11 protein-coding genes, 2 rRNA genes and 1 pseudogene are annotated in these 15,277 nt (G+C 41.6%); 3 read left to right on the top strand and 11 right to left on the bottom strand.

The window, feature by feature from the left end; genetic code table 11:
- The first annotated feature begins 110 nt into the window (after positions 1-110).
- The 3 genes from ACE3PQ_RS06425 (at position 111) to ACE3PQ_RS06415 (ending at position 1,717) form a co-directional block, all read left to right on the top strand.
- The gene (locus ACE3PQ_RS06425; RefSeq protein WP_374296248.1) at positions 111-779 is read left to right on the top strand and encodes a DUF6387 family protein; all 669 of its coding nucleotides are present in this window, start codon (positions 111-113) and stop codon (positions 777-779) included.
- A gap of 144 nt (positions 780-923) precedes the next feature.
- Positions 924-1,046 carry a hypothetical protein gene (locus tag ACE3PQ_RS06420; protein ID WP_374296246.1) on the top strand — a complete coding sequence of 41 codons (123 nt, stop codon included), beginning with the start codon at positions 924-926 and terminating at the stop codon, positions 1,044-1,046.
- A complete protein-coding gene (locus ACE3PQ_RS06415; protein WP_374296244.1) occupies positions 1,043-1,717 on the top strand; it encodes a KilA-N domain-containing protein in 675 nt (224 codons plus the stop codon). The genes ACE3PQ_RS06420 and ACE3PQ_RS06415 overlap by 4 nt, the downstream gene beginning before the upstream one ends.
- A gap of 32 nt (positions 1,718-1,749) precedes the next feature.
- On the opposite strand, the gene ACE3PQ_RS06410 is transcribed toward ACE3PQ_RS06415, so the two are convergent.
- The 11 genes and pseudogenes from ACE3PQ_RS06410 to ACE3PQ_RS06360 all read right to left on the bottom strand — a co-directional run.
- Positions 1,750-3,012 (bottom strand): molybdopterin molybdotransferase MoeA, encoded by a 1,263-nt coding sequence (locus ACE3PQ_RS06410; protein ID WP_374296242.1) that lies wholly within the window; start codon positions 3,010-3,012, stop codon positions 1,750-1,752.
- Positions 3,013-3,023: 11 nt separating this feature from the next.
- A complete protein-coding gene (moaCB, locus tag ACE3PQ_RS06405; protein WP_374296240.1) occupies positions 3,024-3,947 on the bottom strand; it encodes a bifunctional molybdenum cofactor biosynthesis protein MoaC/MoaB in 924 nt (307 codons plus the stop codon).
- 51 nt (positions 3,948-3,998) lie between these two features.
- Positions 3,999-4,538 carry a molybdenum cofactor biosynthesis protein MoaE gene (locus ACE3PQ_RS06400; RefSeq protein WP_374296238.1) on the bottom strand — a complete coding sequence of 180 codons (540 nt, stop codon included), beginning with the start codon at positions 4,536-4,538 and terminating at the stop codon, positions 3,999-4,001.
- 1 nt (position 4,539) lies between these two features.
- A complete protein-coding gene (locus ACE3PQ_RS06395; protein WP_298890385.1) occupies positions 4,540-4,788 on the bottom strand; it encodes a MoaD/ThiS family protein in 249 nt (82 codons plus the stop codon).
- A gap of 364 nt (positions 4,789-5,152) precedes the next feature.
- Positions 5,153-7,465, bottom strand: a pseudogene (locus ACE3PQ_RS06390) (YgiQ family radical SAM protein); the annotation flags it as partial.
- Positions 7,466-7,697: 232 nt separating this feature from the next.
- A complete protein-coding gene (locus ACE3PQ_RS06385; protein WP_374296236.1) occupies positions 7,698-8,876 on the bottom strand; it encodes a Wadjet anti-phage system protein JetD domain-containing protein in 1,179 nt (392 codons plus the stop codon).
- Between the two features lie 9 nt (positions 8,877-8,885).
- The gene (locus tag ACE3PQ_RS06380; protein ID WP_374296234.1) at positions 8,886-12,251 is read right to left on the bottom strand and encodes an ATP-binding protein; all 3,366 of its coding nucleotides are present in this window, start codon (positions 12,249-12,251) and stop codon (positions 8,886-8,888) included.
- Positions 12,241-13,059, bottom strand: coding sequence for a DUF4194 domain-containing protein (locus ACE3PQ_RS06375; RefSeq protein WP_374296232.1), 819 nt, complete (start codon positions 13,057-13,059; stop codon positions 12,241-12,243). The genes ACE3PQ_RS06380 and ACE3PQ_RS06375 overlap by 11 nt, the downstream gene beginning before the upstream one ends.
- Before the next feature lie 25 nt (positions 13,060-13,084).
- The gene (locus ACE3PQ_RS06370; protein ID WP_374296230.1) at positions 13,085-14,545 is read right to left on the bottom strand and encodes a DUF3375 domain-containing protein; all 1,461 of its coding nucleotides are present in this window, start codon (positions 14,543-14,545) and stop codon (positions 13,085-13,087) included.
- Between the two features lie 158 nt (positions 14,546-14,703).
- Positions 14,704-14,818, bottom strand: a 5S ribosomal RNA gene (rrf, locus tag ACE3PQ_RS06365).
- A 205-nt stretch (positions 14,819-15,023) separates the two neighbouring features.
- Positions 15,024-15,277, bottom strand: a 23S ribosomal RNA gene (locus ACE3PQ_RS06360); the annotation flags it as partial.

Below are 15,277 nucleotides of genomic sequence, written 5' to 3'. Positions count from 1 at the left end.
GCTATTATGGCAGCAAGCAAAAAATGGACGATGCCTATTCAGAATTGGAAAGCTGCCATGAATCGCTTTAGTATCATTTTTGAAGAGCGTGTAACCAAGTATTTTTAAATCTGCATTTACACAGAATTATTTACACACTCAAAAATAATGGTCAAAGAGTTATTATTCAACTCAGTAACACCGAACACTCATCTTTTATGAAAAATCATTTGCCAGTGTCGGAGTTTTATGAGGATAAATTTGAATCACTGAAATATATTATTGACCACCATGAGGAGCAACTTAGAGGATGGAGTAATAAAAAATCTCCTAGACCCATCATGGATGTTGTTGAGCCGTTAATTTCTGCTGATTTTTTCTTTACAGATTACCCAATAACTGTGAATACCAATTATCCTGACCATATAATTGTTGAAGAAGTAAAGAAAATACTCGCTAAAATCCGAAGTAAGAAAGGTTTTAATAACAAGAATAAAGCACTCTCAAGAAAAGATCTAATTAATTGGGCTTCATATAGATTGCTCCCATATTTTGATTTGAAAATATTGGAAATTTATGAAGGTATCAAAATCACTAACTCCGTTATTTGCTCTGTTCTATATCCTAAAGGTGAATATGGAGAGGATAACTTGCGTAAAAGTGTAGAGCCTTTAATGAAAAAGGTTTTAACTCAAGTTGGTTTTGATGGTGCTGATAATGTAACAGAAATTAGCATATTCGATGCTTTGTGCTTTTTAGCTCATACGGAAATTAGTGAAAACGGAAAAAAAGAAAGTTAAAAATTTCTGTAAAAATCATACTTAGAAAATCTACGGATTATTTTGACTCTTTCGCATTCCTTTAACCCAATAAAAAACAAAAACATACTTAACCTATCCACCCAATGCTACTACTGGCTAGGACAATCACAGATAGGTGACAACATGACAGCACGATTTAATTCAGATCAATTTATCCGCATCTCAGAACTGGCGAACTCACCTGCACGCCTCGAACGTACCTACACGTACAAAAGTGGTGAAGTCAAAGCGGAGATGAACGTATGAAAGACTTGATCACTTCTCAATACAACGGTGTCAATTATCAATTCACTAATGACGGTTGGTTTAATGCGACACTCATAGTCAGTCAATTCAATACTTCAGCACATGATTGGATAAGACTTTCTGATACTCAAAAATACATTGAAGCATTACATCGCAAATACGGAAAAATCCCTTATTTGAAAACCACGCAAGGTAACAATGGCGGAACTTGGTTGCACCCAAAACTCGCCGTGCGTTTTACACAGTGGCTAGACATTGATTTTGCTATTTGGTGTGACGAGCAAATAGAGAGCCTCATTCGTGGCAATCACCCAACGATGGAGGTGCGTAGGTTACGCCATCAAGTTGCATCAACCTATAAGGCGGTGTGTGGCGTTCTACAAATGATTCGAAAGCAACAAGGCAAAGACACCAAGCTACATCATTATATGAATGAAGCTCGACTGATCAATTGGGCAATGACAGGTAAGTTTACAGGCTTAGACCGTGACAGTCTGAACTATGACGAAATGGACTTGCTCGCTGAACTGGAAAATCAAGACCTGATTCTTATTGGTTGTCAGTATAGTTATACACAGCGCAAAACCGCATTAAGTGCTTTTGCACAAAGCTATAAATCAAAACGACTTAAACAATCTCAGCAAGCTGAACTATTGGAGTGGCAAATATAAGTATTTTTCACCTGACTGGTTTATGGAAGAAGCTATAACCAAAGCCCTTGTACCACTTCTCCAGATACAATCACTTTCCCACTTGGTACTCTCACCAAACAATTGGCTTGCATTAGATTTGAAAGCATATGCGACTGCTGTTTTGCCAAGGGCTGAACCATTAAACGCCCTTGATCGAACGACAGCACCATACGAATAAATCGCTCACGTTGATCCGCTTTGATCGGCTGCGTTAATGTTGCACTAAACCATTGTAGGGTATTGCTATTGCCTTGTAAGGCATTCAACAACAGCTTGCCATAAACTTGCATACACACATACACCGCCGCAGGATTCCCCGGTAAACCAAGCAAATAACAACGATGATCTTGATTTTGAAAAGATGCAAAAAATAGAGGTTTCCCCGGTTTTTGTTTCACTTTCCAAAAGTGTTGCGCAAAGCCATTGTTCAGCGCACACGGTCGCACATAATCATAATCACCAACAGATACACCACCTGTGGTAATCAGCACATCATATTGGTTTTTTAGGCAATTAAAGCTGTCATTCACTACCGATTCTTCATCGGCAATATGCAAAATATCAACATGGAAATGATTCGACTGACACCATGCTTGAAGTAAAGGGCCATTAGCATCAAATACTTTTGAGCCGAAATTCGCATCCATTGACAGAACATTGCTTGAGGTTGCCACTTCATCGCCAGTGATCAACACCGCAATTTTCGGTTGCTTAAACACGCTAACGTCTAACACACCTGCCATACTCAAGGCGGCAATAGCACCAACATTCAGATATTGCCCACGCTCAGCCAAAAGTTGCCCTTTCGACACTTCTTCGCCGACATGACGAATATCCGCATCGGCTCGAAGCGGTTCAGTGATGGTGATTGATGAATGATTTACTTGAACAATTTCTTGTCGTGCAACCGTGGTGGTATTTTCAGGAACTTTACCACCTGTAAAAATCCGTACGGCTTGACCATGATGCAACTGAAATTGCTGATCACTGCCTGCTCGAATTTCTCCAATCACTTCAAAAGTTTGGTTTTGGAGAATGGAATCCTTTGCATTTTCATCATGAAAACACAGCGCATAACCATCCACCGCACTTTGCGAAAAGGTCGGTAAATTCACTTGGGCGTGAATATCTTCTGCCAAATAGTGATGCAAACTTGCCTGCAAGGCTTTCTTTTCAGTGCTTAAAGGTTGTGTCTGTTGCAGGATGATTTCAATCGCTTGATCAATGCTGATTAAACCTTGTTCCGCACCACACGCTGATACTGTCGCCACCATTTTAAATGACCTTATTGATAACCCTGCGCATGTGGTACATCTTGACTGACATCAATCAAATGCACCAAAGCAGGCAAAATCGCTGCCATCGACTCACTTGCACCGCCTCGACTTCCCGGAAAAGTAATGACAAGACTACGATCAATATAGCCTGCCACACCACGAGAAAGCGCCGCATACGGTGTGCGTTTCTGCCCAAAAGATCGTGCAGCTTCCATCAATCCCGGGATTTCACGTTTTAATAAAGGCTGTAAGGTTTCCACGGTAATGTCACGACTGCCTAGACCTGTACCGCCCACAGTAATCACGCAGGCGTAGCTTTTACTCAATTCTAATACAAGGCTTTTGAGTTGCTCAGATTCGTCAGGCAAGATTTGGTAATGGATCGGCTCAAAGCCTGCTTGCTCTAAAGTTTCAACTACCGACCGCCCTGCGGTATCTGGCTTGCGACCTGCTGCCACCGTATCGGATAGCACAATCACCGCCGCCGACACTGCACGACGTAGTGTGCGCTTGAAGTGAGATTTCCCACCTTTTTTCTGATCCAGTTTGCATTGTTGTAGCACTAGATCTTCAGGCTGACAGTGCGGTTTGAGCATGTCATAAATAGTCAATCCTGCCAAACTTGCCGCCGTCAAGGCTTCCATTTCCACACCAGTCGGACCAATGGTTTCCACTTCAGCGTAAATCACTACACGATCTTCTAATAGTTCAAACTCCACATCCGCCCGATAAATCGGCAAAGGATGACATAGCGGAATCAGTTCATCGGTACGCTTTGCTGCGAGAATGCCTGCGATCCGTGCTGTTTTTAACGCATCGCCTTTTTCAGTATTACCATCAGCGAGCAATTGAATGCAGTGTGCAGGCGCAAGCAACTCGGCACTGGCTTTGGCAATTCGATAGCTTTCAGGCTTCATGCCGACATTTTTCATGGGTAAATTTCCAAAAAATTAAAATCTAAAATGTATTATTCAAATGAACCCTTAATGGTCATGTGTACAAGCTGTATGGTCGTGCTGATGATGTTCATGTTTTGTCTCTTTTTTCTGCGCCACATCGGCATAGTCGCTACGAATACAACAACCTTCGACAAAGACACTTGTCCCATCAAGGTAAAATTCTTCTTTCCATACTGGCACTTCGTGTTTAACTCGTTCCACCGCCACTTCGCAAGCTGCAAAGGCTTCACGGCGGTGCGCAGCACGAGCTACCACATAGATCGCCACTTCACCAATGTCTAAATGCCCAATACGATGCACCACCCGCACATAAGACACGCCATATTTTTGCTCAATGTCGAGTTCAATTTCTCGGACTAAACGCTCTGCCATAGGTTTATAAGCGGTATATTTCAGGCTTTTTACCGCTTTGCCTTCATGATGATCTCGCACCGTCCCTGCAAATAGTGCTAAACCACCGCATTCAGGAAAATATTGCATGGCAAGCAACCGATTCAGATCAATCTCATGATCTTGAATACGTTCAATCTCAGCGTTAATTCTTAGGTTTAGTTGTTCTGACATTTTAACCCCCTGCGACTGGAGGAAGCAAAGCGATGGTCATCTGCTCGTCAATCATCAAATCACGATGTACCAATTGATCGCCGATCGCACAGGCACAGCGTTCAAGATTGTCATGAATTTGAGGTAATTGCTCAGCTAACTCTGTTAAGGCATCTTGTAGCCGAATTGGAAAAGTCGTTGCTAAATCAATGCTTGGTCGATCTGCTAGACTAGCTAGCCGACCATACAGTTCAAATCGGATTTCACTCATTTTTACGACTCTTTTCAAATTGGTTTAGCGCTGACTCATGCAAGGCACATACTCATGATAATGCACGTTGCACATCAATCAAAATGCACTAAGACCATGCAGAACACAACATATTCACTATTGCTGCGCTGTAAAAATGCAATCTTTATACCAAAATATTGACTTTAAACCGTTTCAAGCAGTTTAAATGAATGACACCCTGCACTGTGCCAAATTTCAGCACAGCGCAGGGTTTTACATTAGTTCATTAAGCACGATTTGAGTGCTTTTTCCCTGATGGTTTTTGTTTAGGATTTGAAGCATTTCGACCTTGCGCATTTTTCGACTGAGCTTTTTTTGCTTGATTATTATTGGTCGAACTTGAGCGATCCGTTTGCTCTCTTGGCGGCAAACCTGTGTGTTGGGTCAAGATTTGCCCTTTTTGAGGGGCTTTTTGTGATGTGCTTTGCCCGCCAGTACGTTTCACAGAATCACCTGCTTTCGAGGAGTTTTTCTTACGTGCAGACTGATACTCGCCAGTGCCTTGCGGTTGATAGGTCGGAATCAAATGCTGTTTAGAATTCCCAATCAAATCGGCACGTCCCATTTCTTTTAAGGCATCACGAAGCATCGGCCAGTTGTTGGCATCGTGGTAACGCAAAAATGCCTTATGCAAACGACGACGCTTTTCACCTTTGACAATATCGACATCTTCGGTATAGCGAGCGACTTTCGCCAACGGATTTTTACCTGTGTAATACATGGTGGTCGCCGTTGCCATCGGTGATGGATAGAAAGTCTGCACTTGATCAGCACGGAAACCATTTTTCTTGAGCCAAATCGCCAAATTCATCATGTCATAATCTGATGTCCCCGGATGCGCCGCAATAAAGTATGGAATCAAATACTGCTCTTTACCGACTTCTTTACTAAAGCGATCAAACATTTGCTTGAAGCGATCATAGGTGCCGATACCTGGTTTCATCATTTTTGACAAAGGCCCAGTTTCGGTATGTTCAGGGGCAATTTTCAGATAACCACCGACATGATGCTGTACCAATTCTTTGACATATTCAGGATTGAGCACAGCAAGGTCATAACGCAAGCCCGAACCAATCAGAATTTTCTTAATCCCTTTTAGACTACGAGCTTTACGATACAACTGGGTTAATGGCGCATGATCGGTGTGTAGGTTTTGACAGACACCCGGATAGACACACGACGGTTTACGACAATTCTTTTCAATCTCAGGATCTTTACATTGCAAGCGATACATATTCGCCGTTGGCCCACCGAGATCAGAAATAATCCCAGTAAAGCCTGGTGCTGTATCCCGAATTTTTTCCACTTCACGTAGAATGGAGTCTTCCGAACGATTTTGAATAATTCGCCCTTCATGCTCGGTAATGGAGCAGAAAGTACAGCCACCGAAACAGCCACGCATGATATTTACAGAGAATTTAATCATATCAAAGGCAGGAAAGCGCGCATCGCCATAAGCTGGATGCGGTAGACGTGCATAAGGCAAGTCAAACACATAATCCATTTCTTCAGTGGTCAATGGAATCGGTGGCGGATTGAGCCACACATCACGCTCACCATGCTTTTGTACCAAAGCCCGAGCGTTACCCGGATTGGTTTCAAGATGCAAAATTCGGTTGGCATGTGCATAGAGCACAGGATCATTCGCCACTTGCTCAAACGCAGGTAACCGAATCACTGCAAGCTCACGTGGTGGTAAGCGATGCTTAATCGCTTTTGACGGTTGTAACTGCACAATTTGCGTGTCAGATTCGAGGTCATCTGCTTGACGAATGATCGGATTAGTAACTGTTTCTTTTTGAAAATTTTGGTATTGGTTTAATGGACTCTTTTTATTCTTTTCAATGTCACAGCCTTCTAAATCTTCGGTCATGACATAAGGATTGATAATTGCATCGACACGTCCAATGGTGTCAACATCATTTGAAGCAATTTCGACAAACTGAGATTTTGAAGCACGATTATGCTTATTAATGATAAATGCTGTACCACGCACATCGGTGATCTCGTGGATTTTTTCACCTTTGGCAAGTCGATGCATCACCTCAATGATCGAACGCTCACCATTGCCGTACATCAGCAAATCTGCTTTGGAATCCATTAAGATCGAGCGACGCACCTTATCTGACCAATAATCATAATGTGCAATACGACGCAAAGACCCCTCGATACCACCAAGCAACACAGGCACATCAGGAAAAGCTTCACGCACACGCTGACAATATACCGTCGCAGCACGATCTGGGCGTTTATTCGGCACATTATCAGGCGAGTAAGCATCATCAGAACGGATTTTACGGTCTGCGGTATAGCGGTTGATCATAGAATCCATATTGCCTGCGGTCACACCCCAAGCAATATTTGGCTTGCCTAAAACACGAAAGGCCTCAACATCTGTCCAATCAGGTTGCGCAATAATACCTACACGAAAACCTTGCGCCTCAAGCACCCGACCAATAATACCCGAAACAAAAGATGGATGATCAATATACGCATCACCACAAACCAAAATAAAGTCGCAACTGTCCCAACCAAGCAAGTCCATCTCTGCACGTGACATTGGCAAAAATGGTGCAGGCTCAAAGCATGATGCCCAAAATTTATCATAATCAAACAACGCTTTTGGCGCAGTCTGCATGGTGTACGCAGTGCTCATAATTGGTAAATCTCGGCTGGCAAACTTCACTGATAACCGTTACTTAAAACATACTGGTTGAAAAAGTTTGGCTGGCAACTTTTGGTGGATTTCGATAAATAAATCAGCATGATCTCTAGCGTAATACTCAAAAATATTATGAGAACTGAGAGGATCAAATTGATGGGCTGAAAATGAAAGTCAGATATTTTAACATGAATTTGAAAGAATCGGATTGATTAAATTGTAGTCATTATTCTTGGCTTAGCCATGCTTGGATCTGTGCATAAATATAATCGCTATTTAGCCTTTCTTGTTCTAATCGATTTGCCTCGAAATCTCGATTTTTCAGTGCGTAAAATAAATTTTGCTCCGCTTCAGTCAATGCGATTGGTAGCTTTAATACCGAGCTCGGCTCATTCACCATCGCAGCATGATGCAATTCAACTGTGTTTTGATTCATCATCAGCGCCGTGAGATTCGGTAAGTGTGCTCGTGCATCACTCAGAAATGATAAGCCCCACGAATCAATATCTCCCCAATAGGCGATATTTTTACTGTTGAGCCAATCTGCTGTCAGCCAAGTCAAATTTTTCCCTGCGCCAGCGATTGCAACACAATCTGCGAGTTTCGGTAAAGCATAACAACTTTGCTCATTTTCAATGATGAGAATATTTTTTGCCGTAATTGCTAAATCCATAAGGGTATTACTGGCGATTTTCAAAATCTCTACACCACGATGCTCAGGATCTAAATAACGTAGTAACAACCAACCTTTCGGCAAATCCAAACAATTGAGCCATTTCAACAATCCACCTTGCTCGCTGACTGCTCCGTGATGTAACACATCTAGTAAATCAGCTAAAATCTTTTGATTATTTTCAATAAATTTGGTATCGACCCCTTCAATCACCAATTCACGAATATATTTATTTTCTGCCATATTGGCATGCAAACAACTCAATAGATTTTTTAGTTTTTGTAGATCCTGCACAGTATATTTTTGCAACACAGATAAATGTTGCACCAATACAGGTTTTAAATTGATATGAACATCCAATACAATCTGCATCAACTGCTGCCAGTGTTGATATTGCTGTTCAGCCTGTTTGCCCAGCCATGTCAGCAATTGCTGAAAGTTATCGATACACAAATGCGTTGGCATAGATTGCGTCAGACACGGTTTCTTTTTCTCCCGCCAAACGACCTGCTCGGTATCAGATACATTACGCCAAGCATGAACAAATTGCTTAAAATGATCCAAATGCGATAACGCCTGCATATCATTTTTAGGTGCATGTAAGGTAACTTGGATGGGAAATTCACGCTGCCCAAGCAGGTGTTGCTTAAGAACACGCCGATTGTGCCATTCTTTTTTGATCAACTCTTGCTGCACTTGTGCTGGCAGCTTCCCCCACGATACTTTATCCATCGACAGCACTCATTGAATTAGCTCCACGCCAGCTTGCTGAAGTGCCAACAAATGTTGCTGTTGTAATTGCTGATATTGTTCATCCAACTGTTGCCAAGTGACCTCCGAAAGGTGACTTACATGACTTTGAATATCCCGCTCTGCAATGATCAATGACCGTGCTGACTCCCGTGCCAAATTGAGATTCTTATACGGCGTAATCAGATTGATATGTAAATGTAATGCCTTAAAGACTTTCAACACCCGCTTACTCACCAATTCAGAGGTATTGGAAAACGCCTCATCTAAAAATATGGTGCTATATGTTGGGTATTCCTGACCCTCTGGCGTTAAGACATACGCTAAACTCGCTGCAACAATTGTCCCTGCAAATGCCTCTTTTTCACCGCCAGACTTACCACTTGAATCAGCCCAAACATCGATCAATTTTTCTGATGCTTGTTCAATTTCTTCTGCGGTAAATGACAATTGATAGCGTGGATCCAGCAAGCGCAAACTGTCTTGCCGTTGCCACGTTGCAGGATCACTGGCGACATCAAGCTCAGCAATCACATCATGTAATTTCTTATACAATAATTCTTGATTCTCAGAGGTGTATAAACTGGAAAGCACATCGAGCTGTTTTTTGAATTGTTTGACTTTAGGGTAGTTTTCAACTTTCACCTTGATGCGTAAGTACGTACCTTCTCGAAACTCAGTACGGGCAAGCACGTGATTGATGATATTAATGCGCTTTATAATCTCGCCTTGCTCATGGTCAATTTTGCTACGAATCCCAAGCAATGATTGTCCCGCATGTTTATTCAAGCGTTCTTTAAACTGCGCCTGCAACTGTGGCAGACCTTCTTGTTGTAATTGCTCAAAATAGCTTAAATATTCATCCAAAGCATCCAGCTTATTCCCCCAGTCCGAGGCAATCATCGCCCATTTGGTTCTAAAGACATTAATAATACGCTCAACACTACCTTTATGGTGACTTAAGCGCTTATTTTGACGCTCAAATTCTTGTTCATAGTGATTACGATAATGTTGTTCAAGATATTGAAGCTGATCCAAATCAGCCTGCTGTAAAGGCGTCATATGCTTGGCTAAAACCATTTTCACATCCTCCGCAATATCCTGACAAAGGTCTTGCTGAGTCTGCATTTGGTTTTGAGCATGCTGTTGATTACTTTTGAGTTGCGTAATCTGCTCCACACACTGTGTCACGAGCTGTTGTTGATGATTCCGTTGTTGCACCGTATCTTGCCAATACGCTTTGGTACGTGCCAAATCACCATCATCTGCTTGTAAGCGTTGAATATGTGATTGAAATTGCGCAATATCCTGCATCCACTTTTGCACATCAATATTCTGCCAACTGACCTGCTGAAGCTGTCGCCATAAACCCTGTTGCAACATGGATAATGCTATTTGATTATTGACCTCAGAAAGCTGTTGCTCCGACTGCTGCAACACTTCATGCAAATGCTGTAATTTTTCCTTTGCCAATTTGAGGCGTTGTTGGTTGGAAAATCCGATTTGCCAAGCACTTTGATCATCAATGCGTTGTTGATCTTTCTTTTCAAAGCGACCTTTTTCCAGTTGTACCAAACCCTGGATGGTCATGGAAAATGCCGTCTCGTTCAGCGCTTGGGTATCCGTAACACAATGTAGATCAAAGCTGGCAAGATGATGCTTCAACCAGTCTCGATAAGCATGCGAGCGCCACGCTAACTTACGCAGAAATCCATCTGACCAAAATTCGACCGTCTGTTTGGAATTTTCTAGAGCATGCTGCAACACCACCTGTACTCGGATATGTAGACCGAGATGATGTTGGTTGAGCCATTGCGTCACTGCTTTAAAATGTTGCTGTGATACCAATAGCGTATTTCTCAATCCACCCAAAGCGCGTTCTATCGCACCCTGCCAAACCTTATGTGCCTCACTCACATCGATCAGCTCGCCAATGAACATTAGCTCATGTTCTGCCAAGTTGAGCTGATCCAGTAAATGATCACGTAGTTGCTGATAGCGTGGTGCAATCATCGAATTTGGACGTGACGCAATGATTTGAATATCTTGCTGAGTTTGGTTGAATAACTGCAGCCGTTGTTGTTGCTCAGCTTTCAAGCTGACTTGTTGATCACGTTGCTGACTTTCCAATTCGACCAAACTGCTAATCTGGTGTAGTGCTTGTTGTTGATATTCTTGAAATAAAGCCTCGTCCAACCGACTATCTAGTTCCAGTTTATTTAAAATAGCTTGATATTGTTTGGCATTTTCATGTGCGAATTCTTGCTGTGCTTTGGCGTGATCGAGCTGGATTTGCAATTTTTCAATTTCTGCTCCACCAGTTTGCATATATGCCGCATAAGCCTCCGCAGTCTGTTGAGTGAGTTGCTCTAATAATTGTTCTGCTTCTAGTCTGTGCACTGCCGCCTGAAGAATGGCATGATGCAAGGTATCAATTTGCTGTTGCCACAAATCAACTGCTTGCTCCGCTAAACAGGCTCGAACAGCATCACGTTGCGTAACTAACTGCACGCACATCTGCTCAAGTTGTTCGATCTTTTGTTTCAACATCGGCAAATCAATTAGGCATTCATGTTGTTGCTGTGCGTCAAGCAACTGCCCATGCGTCATTTGCAAATCACTAAAACCCTCTACGACTTGGCGTGCATCCTCACGAATATCACTGGTTTCCAACACCAAATCACGGATCAAATGCGTTAAATTTTTAATTTGTTTCAAGCCCAAAGCCCGTTGTAATAAGGCAGGTGCATTTTTATTATGCAGATGAAGTACTTCTCGAAAATGCGCCTCATATGCTGAAAAGCGTTCCTCACAACATAAAATCTGGGCATCATGCTTTTGAAGCTGTTTAATTGCTCTGGATTGTCCTTCATTAAAGTGTTGAAAAATTTCAGCTAAGGTCAAATTACGCTGAGCAACCAAATACAAACGTTTGACATCGGCAAGTTGCTTGGTAGATTGTGTTGTCCAAAAAATACCGCACAGACTGATCTGTTGCCCATCATCCGCCTGATATAAAGCACGTAATGCTGAACAGCTTGCACCATCACGCTTACTTTTGAGTTTATTGTCCTGACCATCATAATCTGAACCAAAACTGCCTTGCATATATGAAAGCAAATTTCGGTCGCTTTTATCACCTTGCGATGCAGCCATATTAAAACTGGCTTGACCTGCGGGAATCAAGAGTGCCATCAAGCCATCGATCAGCGTGGATTTTCCTGCACCGTTATCCCCAGTAATCAACGTCCCTTCTGGATCAATATGTGCAGTATGAATTCCTTCGAATGATCCCCAATTACATACCGACAATTCACTTAAGCGTAACTGGCTAAACTGAAATAAATCATGACTCATCTTCATCATCCTGCGACTGATCATCACTTTGTATTGCACTGTGATTACTGGCAAGCAATTGCTCATACTGCGCCAATAGATTCTCTAAAACAGATGCATCTAAAACATGCCGAATAATTGGACTAATTTCAAAACGAGATTCTTCTCCTCGCACTGATATGAGCAATTTTTTTAACCGAAATTGTTCTAAAGCTGCAGCTAATTTTTTACGCTCATGACTTTGATAATTGCTCATCGCCAAAAAGGGTCGCATCGCATGATCAATCCGATCAATATCGATAAAGACATGATCTTCACCTAAGGCTTGTCGTTCTTGGTAAAATTTACGCAGAATAATCATTAAAAAACTATCATAAAGCGTCAAAGTTCGACTATTTATCAGCTGTAAAACCTCATCATCCTCATCTGTGTCTTGTTGTGCCTGTTGCTCGATATACGCTATCCCTCCACGTTCATCGACCCACAGTATTAAATAAATGTGTTGCAAGTATTGCGTTAGCTGTTGCTGATAAAGACAAACTATATGAAATAACTTAGGCTTTTGTGTCGCCAGAATCACACCGAACTTCAATAGCGATACTAGCGCTTGCCTCGCTTGTTGTGGTAGCTGTAATGCACTTTGTTGATCAGTAAAATCAGGATCATCAGCTAGAACGGGGCTATCAAGCCTAGAATCTGCGAAATCAGGATCAGATAAGGACTCACTTTTTTGCATCACTTGCTGTTGGTTAATTTGCTGTTGGTTAATTTGTTGCTGATTGCTTTGTTGTGGGTTTTCACTCGAAATTTTATATTCATCATTTATCATACTTTGCACCGATCAATGTCTATACCTAAATCGCAAGCTGTTCAATTTGCTCTGGAAAATCTACTGACCTGAGCACATAGTATGGAATTTTCGCTTCCAACCAAAATCCCTGTTGGTCACGAAAATATACTTTTTCAACCGCTGCTAATTCTGTTGCTTTGATCGCTTTGGCAATCCGTAAATAAGCCACCAATTCTTCCAACCCTTTATCGATTGGATGTAGCTCAATCAATTTCGCTATACTTAACTCACCATGCTGTTGCAAACTGTGTTGCACATGTCGAGCAATCTGGCGAATATGCACATTATCCAAATGCTTGAGCATGCTAGTGCTCGCATGCTGGGTATTGGTTTTCTCAATCATGTCCCGCCGATCAAGCACATCATCAGGTTGTCTGACACTCAAGCTCACAGGAGAATACAGTTTGGCATGTCCTGTATTGATAGATAAATTTAAACTGGTTTTGGTCGGCAATTGTTGTTGCACCAATTTCATCGCATTTTGTTCTAATTGTTGCAATAATCGGCTAACTCGTGCATTTTCAGAAAACATGCCTTTTTCCATATAACTGCGCAAACTCTCATTGGTTCGCTTACGAATATCGAAAATTCGTTGGCTTTCTTTAACCAACTCATGAATTAAACGCCCCAAATATTGCTTTTGTTTAGGCTCTAAAAATTGAGTAATCGGCTGTTCCAATAAATATTGTAATTGTTGATTCAGTACATCACGATGTGAACTATGACTCAATAGATTGAAAAAACTTTCAAAAGCCTGACCTGCGCTACTTTGTGACATCACATCTTCTTGATCAAATAAATTTTTTAACAATTGCCCACGATTGTCACCCTGCTCAATCATTTCACGACGAATTTTTTGATCTAACTGCAAGATTTCATCTTCAATCAAGCGAAAGTCTAATGATAGCTTTGCAGCAAGCTGATAAATCTTTGCGATGCGCTCCTGTTGCTCTTGCGTCGTCAGCGCCTCAATTTTTCCTTGCTCCAAGGCTTTAATTTTTGCATCAATATCCTTTTGTTGTTGCTTTAATAAAGAAATTCGTTGATTTGGATCATGATTAATATCAAATAATAACTTTTGCACTGCATCTTGTACAATTTGCAAATCTGAAGCTGTTGTACCTGTTTCACGTTGCTCCAAATTTTGCACAAAACGCAATGCTATATCACAGGCATCCGTTTTATTCAGTTGATCATTCAGTTCACGTAACCAACCTGATTTAATCCATTGATATAAATAATCTCGTGCCGTTACCGCACTATCATCTTGTTTTAACTGTTTAATCTGATTTAATTTCGCATCTAAACCAATTCTTGCCTGAGTAAATGAAATTTCATTTGTATCCGCAAACAAATCCTCTATGAGAGCCAATATCAAAGCCGCATGATCTTTGCGCAATAAACTCCACGCATCATGTTCATCTAATAGGCGCTGATAAGTGGTAAATTGGTTTAAATAATTCAAAGTATTGGTTACTCTTCATCGGAAACCTAAAAATACATCTTAAATAAGTATTATAAGAAAATAAACTGCAATTACTTCTTAAACGACATTTTGTGACGCCATAAAACCAAATGCATAAAAACCCCCCACCGAATACGGTGGGGGGTTTAGGAATTAAAAGCTGGCGATGACTTACTCTCACATGGGTAACCCCACACTACCATCAGCGCTAAGTGGTTTCACTTCTGAGTTCGGGAAGGGATCAGGTGGTTCACACTTGCTATTTTCGCCAGCAAACTGTTTATGGATACTTGTTTGGTCTTATCTTTATGCCAATACGTTTTCCAAATGAGTTTATTAACAGTATTAAAATTGAGTGCTGAATTTTATTGCTTTAGCGTTACTGAATCAAGTTATTTATGACGTTTCTGTCATTGGTATGAATCGATTAGTGCTTGTTTCAACTTTCGTTGATCTACAACAACCGCTTGGGTGTTGTATAGTCAAGCCTCACGAGCAATTAGTATTGGTCAGCTTCACACGTCACCGTGCTTCCACATCCAACCTATCAACGTCCTAGTCTCGAACGGCTCTTTAGTGGACATAAAGTCCAAGGGAAATCTTATCTTGAGGTAGGCTTCCCGCTTAGATGCTTTCAGCGGTTATCCCTTCCGAACATAGCTACCCGGCGATGCGACTGGCGTCACAACCGGTACACCAGAGGTTCGTCCACTCTGGTCCTCTCGTACTAGG

Source organism: Acinetobacter sp. (genome assembly GCF_041911495.1).
GTDB lineage: Bacteria > Pseudomonadota > Gammaproteobacteria > Pseudomonadales > Moraxellaceae > Acinetobacter.
Note: the sequence above shows the minus strand (reverse complement) of the source record. Positions and strands in the feature narration are given on the sequence as shown.